This window comes from Frankia sp. Hr75.2 (genome assembly GCF_949319125.1).
GTDB classification, from domain to species: domain Bacteria; phylum Actinomycetota; class Actinomycetes; order Frankiales; family Frankiaceae; genus Parafrankia; species Parafrankia soli.
This window is the reverse complement of record NZ_CASGGV010000075.1, coordinates 1-6072: the sequence shown is the minus strand read 5'-3', so window position 1 is coordinate 6072 and position 6072 is coordinate 1. Positions and strand designations below refer to the sequence as shown.

General features: G+C 71.2%; 5 protein-coding genes. All 5 read left to right on the top strand.

Going from position 1 to position 6072, the window contains the following annotated elements:
- Positions 1 to 89 precede the first annotated feature (89 nt).
- The 5 genes from AC559T_RS07475 (at position 90) to AC559T_RS07455 (ending at position 6024) form a co-directional block, all read left to right on the top strand.
- Complete coding sequence (locus AC559T_RS07475; RefSeq protein ID WP_071064213.1) at positions 90 to 911, top strand: crotonase/enoyl-CoA hydratase family protein; 822 nt, start codon at positions 90 to 92, stop codon at positions 909 to 911.
- Between the two features lie 169 nt (positions 912 to 1080).
- On the top strand, positions 1081 to 2271 hold the full coding sequence (locus AC559T_RS07470; RefSeq protein ID WP_112108559.1) for an amidohydrolase family protein: 1191 nt from the start codon (positions 1081 to 1083) through the stop codon (positions 2269 to 2271).
- A gap of 400 nt (positions 2272 to 2671) precedes the next feature.
- The gene (locus tag AC559T_RS07465; protein ID WP_498868222.1) at positions 2672 to 3445 is read left to right on the top strand and encodes an SDR family NAD(P)-dependent oxidoreductase; all 774 of its coding nucleotides are present in this window, start codon (positions 2672 to 2674) and stop codon (positions 3443 to 3445) included.
- A gap of 3 nt (positions 3446 to 3448) precedes the next feature.
- Positions 3449 to 4315 carry an acyl-CoA thioesterase gene (locus tag AC559T_RS07460; protein WP_112108557.1) on the top strand — a complete coding sequence of 289 codons (867 nt, stop codon included), beginning with the start codon at positions 3449 to 3451 and terminating at the stop codon, positions 4313 to 4315.
- A gap of 515 nt (positions 4316 to 4830) precedes the next feature.
- A complete protein-coding gene (locus AC559T_RS07455) occupies positions 4831 to 6024 on the top strand; it encodes a thiolase family protein (protein WP_071064205.1) in 1194 nt (397 codons plus the stop codon).
- Positions 6025 to 6072: the final 48 nt, after the last annotated feature.

Below are 6072 nucleotides of genomic sequence, written 5' to 3'. Positions count from 1 at the left end.
CGAGCCCCGGACCTCCTGACCCACCCCGTCCGTCCGCTGCCGCGGCGACCGACTCCGCGGCCCCTGACCCGATCACCAGAGAGAGCATCATGGCTGATCTGCAGACCTCCCGTCCGGACGGCTCCCTGCAGGACGCCCCTCCCGGCGCGTCCGACGAGCTCGTCCTGACCGAGCACGGCCGGGTGCTCGTCCTCACCATGAACCGGCCGGCGGCGCGCAACGCCATGTCGCTGAGCCTGGCGACCGCGATCGCGGCCGCGCTCGAGCAGCTCGACGCCCGTGACGACCTGAGCATCGGCATCATCACCGGCGCGAACAAGACGTTCTGCGCCGGGATGGACCTGAAGGGCTTCGCCCGCGGCGAGCGTCCGATCGTGCCCGGGCGCGGCTTCGCCGGGCTGGTCCGCCAGCCTCCCCGCAAGCCGCTGATCGCAGCGGTCGAGGGCTACGCGCTCGCCGGCGGGTTCGAGATCGTGCTCTCCTGCGACCTGATCGTCGCCGCGCGGGACGCCAAGTTCGGCCTGCCCGAGGTGAAGCGCGGCCTGGCGGCGGCGGCCGGCGGACTGCTGCGGCTGCAGCGCCGCATCCCCTACCACCTGGCGATGGAGCTCGTCCTGACCGGCCGGATGTGGCCGGCGACCGAGGCGGCCGAGGTCCACCTCGTCAACCGGCTCACCGAGCCGGGCGCGGCGCTCGGGGTCGCGCTCGAGCTCGCCGAGGAGATCTCCGCGAACGCGCCGCTGGCGCTCGCGGCCTCCAAGCAGGTGCTGTCACGATCGGTCGACTGGCCGCTCGAGGAGGCGTTCGAGCGCCAGGAGGAGTACGTCGCGGTGGTGCGCACCTCGGCGGATGCCAAGGAGGGTGCCGTGGCGTTCGCCGAGAAGCGCCCGCCGCGCTGGACCGGCCAGTAACCCGGCACCGCCACCAGCAGTAGACGAAGCCTCCGCCCTCCGCAGGGCGGAGGCTTCGTCATGTCCGGACCTGGTCGTGCCCTGACCCGGCACGCCGTGCCCCGCCCGGCTCCGGCCCACCCCACAAACCAATATTGACGTCAGTATCAATACTGACTAGCATGCTGACATGGCCAAGAGACTGACCTTCCCGGTGTTCGACGCGGACAACCATCTCTACGAGACACGCGACGCCTTCACCCGGCATCTCCCGGACCGTTACCGCGGCGCCGTCGACTATGTCGAGGTCCGGGGCCGGACGAAGATCGCAATCCGTGGCCAGATCAGCGATTACATCCCGAATCCGACGTTCGACGTGGTGGCACGGCCCGGCGCTCAGGAGGAGTACTTCCGTGTCGGGAACCCCGAGGGGAAGTCCTACCGCGAGATCGTCGGGGACCCGATGCGCAGCATTCCGGCGTTCCGTGAGCCGGCGCCGCGCATCCAGCTCATGGACGAGCTCGGCGTCGACCGTGCGCTGATGTTCCCGACGCTCGCGAGCCTCCTCGAGGAGCGCATGCGGGACGACCCGGACCTGACCCATGCCGTGGTCCACTCGCTCAACGAGTGGATTCACGAGGTCTGGTCGTTCAACTACGAGAACCGCATCTTCACCACTCCGGTGATCACCCTGCCCATCGTCGAGAAGGCGATCGCGGAGCTGGAGTGGGCGGCCGAGCGCGGCGCGCGGGCCGTCCTGATCCGCCCGGCGCCGGTGCCGGGCCTGCGCGGCTCGCGCTCGTTCGCGCTCCCCGAGTTCGACCCGTTCTGGCAGGCGGTGGTGGACGCCGACATCCTGGTGGCGATGCACTCCTCCGACAGCGGCTACTCGCGGTACCAGAGTGACTGGACCGGCCCGCAGGAGATGCTGCCGTTCCGCCCGGACCCGTTCCGCATGGTCACGATGGGGCACCGACCGGCCGAGGACTCGATGACGGCGTTCGTCTGCGGCGGCGTCTTCGCCAGGTTCCCGAAGCTGCGGGTCGCCTCGATCGAGGCCGGCGGGGACTGGGTGGTGCCGCTGCTCGAGCACCTCGCCGACGCCTACACGAAGATGCCGCACGGTTTCGACGAGGACCCGGTGGAGGCGTTCCGGCGCAACATCTACATCAGCCCGTTCCACGAGGACAACATCGAGAAGCTCGTCGAGGCCATCGGTGTGGACCACGTCCTCTTCGGCTCTGACTATCCGCACCCGGAGGGCCTCGCCGAGCCGTGCAGCTACGTCGACCACCTGCCGGCCGGCATGCCGGAGGAGGACGTCAGGAAGATCATGGGCGAGAACCTCGCCCGTCTCACCGGAATCGCCGTCCCGGTCTGACGTTTCGGCCCCTGCTCGGCCTGGCCCTGCCCGGCAGGGGCCGGCGGGTGTGCCCCGTCGCGGAGCGGTCGACAGTGCGGACCTGTTACGGCCATGCTGGGACAAGTCCTCAGGTGACGTGCGCAACCCGTCCGGGACGGGGGAGACGGCCCGCGGCGCCCCACCCAGGGAACCTCGAGACATCCGCGAAACCGGCAGCCGGGTTGCCCGCCACGGGCGGTCGGCCGGGCTGTGCCCGCGCCATCCGCGGGCGCTGCCGGGTAACACCGTCAGCAGGGGGCCGGCTGGCGATCAGCAGACAGAGCGGTCGTCGGCCCGGCGGTAGAAAGACCGGACCGGCAGTGAACGGCCGGCCGGTGGACAGAGTTGTCAGTTCCGCGTCGACGAAAGGTGATGACCGTTGGACCTGAACGGACGTTCAGCGATAGTGACGGGCGGTGCCGGCGGCCTCGGCGCCGCGACGGTGCGCCACCTGGCCGAGGTCGGCATGCACGTCGTGATCTTCGACCAGGACGACACGGCCGCGGCAACCCTGGCCAAGGAGCTCGGTGACTCGGCCTCCGCCGTCGGTGGTGACGTCAACAGCGACGAGGACGTGCAGGCCGCGATCGAGGCCGCGCAGGCGGGCGGCCCGCTGTCCGTCGTCGCGAACGTGGCCGGCGGTGGCGTCAAGGGAGCCGGGCGCACCGTCGGGCGCGACGCGACGCCGCACGACAAGCCGGCGTTCATCAAGACCATGGAGATGAACGCGTTCGGCACCTTCAACGTGACCCGGCTGGCCGCCGCCGCGATGGCCGGCAACGAGCCGGACGAGGACGGCGCGCGGGGGGTCGTGGTGAACACGGCCTCGATCGCCGGGATCGAGGGCCAGATCGGCCAGGTCTCCTACAGCGCGGCCAAGGCGGCCATCCTCGGCATGACCCTGCCGATGGCCCGTGACCTGGCCCCGATCGGCGTGCGGGTCTGCGCCATCGCGCCGGGGACCATGGGGACCCCGCGGATGATGGGCGTGCCGGAGCAGATGCGGGAGAAGTTCGTCCAGGACATCATCTTCCCGCGCCGGCTCGGCAAGCCCGAGGAGTTCGCGCTGCTGGTCGAGTCGATCGCCCGCAACTCCTATCTCAACGGCGAGAACATCCGCCTCGACGGCGCTCTGCGCTTCGGCCCCCGGTAGACGATGTTCTCCCTCGACTCGGTCCTCGCGTCCCTCGAGCTCGAAACGGTCGACACCGATCGCTACCGCGCCGGCAGCATCCAGCTCGGCGGCCCGGTGGCGCACGGCGGGCAGCTCCTGGCGCAGTCCCTGGTGGCGGCGCTGGTCGGCCAGGAGGGCAAGAAGGTCAAGACCCTGCACACCGTGTTCGCGCGGGCGGCGCGGCCGGACACGCCGCTCGACATCGCGGTGACCCGCCAGCACTCCGGGCGGAGCCTGGCGGCCAGCGCGGTGTCGATCAGCCAGGGCGGGCGGCTCTGCGTGCAGTCGCAGGTGCTGCTCACCGGCGACGAGCCCGACTTCATCAGCTACGCCGAGACCCACCCGGCGCCGCCTCCTGTCCCGCCGACCGAGCCGGCGGGCGCCGAGGGCGCGAACGGCACGGCGGGCGCGGCGAACGGCTCCGGCGGCTGGCAGGTGCGCGTCGTCGGCGACGTGGACATCAGCGACCCCGACGCGGTGGGCCCGCCCGAGCTCGACGTCTGGATCCGCTGGCCCGGGGCGCCCGATGACCTGGTGACCTCGCAGGCGCTGTTGGCGTTGTCCACTGACAGCTTCCTCATCGGGACCGCGATGCGGCCGCACCCCGGTGTCGGCCAGGCGCTGGCCCACGTGTCGCTGTCGACCGGGGTGCTCAGCCACACGATCACCTTCCACCAGCCCGGACCGGCGTCGGAATGGGTGCTGCTGTCGCACCGCAGCCCGTACGCGGGGCACGGCCGCAGCTACGGCCAGGGCAGCGCGTACCGCGGCGGGGGCGCTCTCGTGGCGTCCTTCGTCCAGGACAACATGATCAGGGCGATGGCGGCCTCTGGCAGCCGTCACCTGTGAGCCGAGGCGTGATCCACCCCCGGTCGTCGTGATCGACCGGGCCGCCCCGGGACCAGTGGTCCCCGGGCGGCCCGGTCCTCCCCGTTCAGGGCGCGACGCGGTGGGCCAGGTGTTCTCCCCAGGGGGATCCGGGCCTCTCGCCAGGCGATAACACATGTGTCGACACCTTCGAGCCCCTTCTGAGAGAATTTCGCATGGTGGCGGTGAGCGACCGGCGTCCTGGATCAGGCAGCGCGTGCCGGGCGTCGCTGACCGCCCCTCGCCCGGCGACGCAGGGTGAGGATGTGGTCGCGGAACGGGAGACTTCGATGGTGGGCGCCGGATTTCTGTCAACGCCGGCGCTGGCGTCGATTTCGGCCCGGACTCCTTCACCTGCAGGGCTCGAGGTGGGTCGACGTCGCGAGTCTTTGCATGCCTTGACTCCGACGTCGACCTCAGTAATATGAGGCACCTCACAGCGGCGGGACGTGTGCTCCGGCCATGCGAGGTTCGTGGTACCCATCAGAGGAGCGAACTTGTCGGAGCATGAAGCGGTAATCGTCTCGACCGCACGGACGGCGATCGGCACCGCGGGCAAGGGTTCCCTCGTCGACGTCGACGCTTTCGAGCTGGGTACGCAGGCCGTCGCGGAGGCAGTTCGGCGGTCCGGTATCGACAGCGCGGACATTGATGACGTCGTCCTGGGTGAATCGCTTTACGGTGGCGGCGACATCGCGCGTTACGCGGCCATCGAGGCTGGTTTCGCGAACGCCGCCGGCGTCGCGCACAACCGGCACTGCGCGTCGGGGCTCGTCGCGGTGCAGACCGCCGCCGCCTCGATCATCTCCGGGATGGACCGTGTCGTCGTCGCGGGCGGGACGAACTCCTCCTCCACCTCGCCACGGGCGAAGCGGCGCCGGCCCGGCACCGACGAGGTCGAGGACTGGTACTCCCCGACCCACCGGAACACCGCCGAGGCCCCGAACTTCGACATGTCCATCACCGTCGGGTGGAACGCGGCCGTCAAGGCCGGCGTCAGCCGCGAGGAGATGGACGCGTGGGCGCTGCGCTCGCACCAGCGGGCCATCGCCGGCATCGACGCGGGCAGCTTCACCGACGAGATCTTCCCGATCGAGGTGCCCCGGCGGGACGGCACGAGCTTCACCTTCGCCGTGGACGAGCACCCGCGGCGCTCCACCAGCCTGGAGAAGCTGGCCTCGCTCAAGCCGCTGCACCCCGAGATCGAGGGCTTCAGCATCACGGCCGGCAACGCGGCGGGTGCGAACGACGGCGCCGCCGCCATGGTCATCACTGACGGCGGCTACGCCGCGGAGCACGGCCTGGAGCCGCTGGGCATCGTCCGCGCCTGGGCGTCGGTCGGGGTGCCCCCGGCCGAGACCGGCATCGCCCCCACGCTGGCGATCCCGAAGGCCCTCAAGCGCGCCGGCCTCACCGTGGCCGACGTCGACCTGTGGGAGATCAACGAGGCGTTCGCGTCCGTGGCGGTCGCGGCGTCCAAGCTCCTGGAGATCGACGACAGCCGCGTCAACTTCCTGGGCAGCGGCTGCAGCCTCGGGCACCCGATCGCGACGACCGGCGCGCGGCAGATCATCACGCTGATCCACGAGCTGCGCCGCCGCGGCGGCGGAGTGGCGGTGTCGGCGATGTGCGCGGGCGGGGGCATGGCGAGCGCCCTCGTGCTGGAGGTTCCCGCTCCGCGCTCGAGCTGAGGTTCGCACCGCCGAGGCCCGGGGGGGGCCCCCCCGGCCGCGGCGGGG

Bases quoted from the DNA above. Each gene is read 5' to 3' on its own strand.
- AC559T_RS07460 (WP_112108557.1), top strand. From the start codon at position 3,449: ATGTTCTCCCTCGACTCGGTCCTCGCGTCCCTCGAGCTCGAAACGGTC.
- AC559T_RS07470 (WP_112108559.1), top strand. From the start codon at position 1,081: ATGGCCAAGAGACTGACCTTCCCGGTGTTCGACGCGGACAACCATCTC.
- AC559T_RS07475 (WP_071064213.1), top strand. From the start codon at position 90: ATGGCTGATCTGCAGACCTCCCGTCCGGACGGCTCCCTGCAGGACGCC.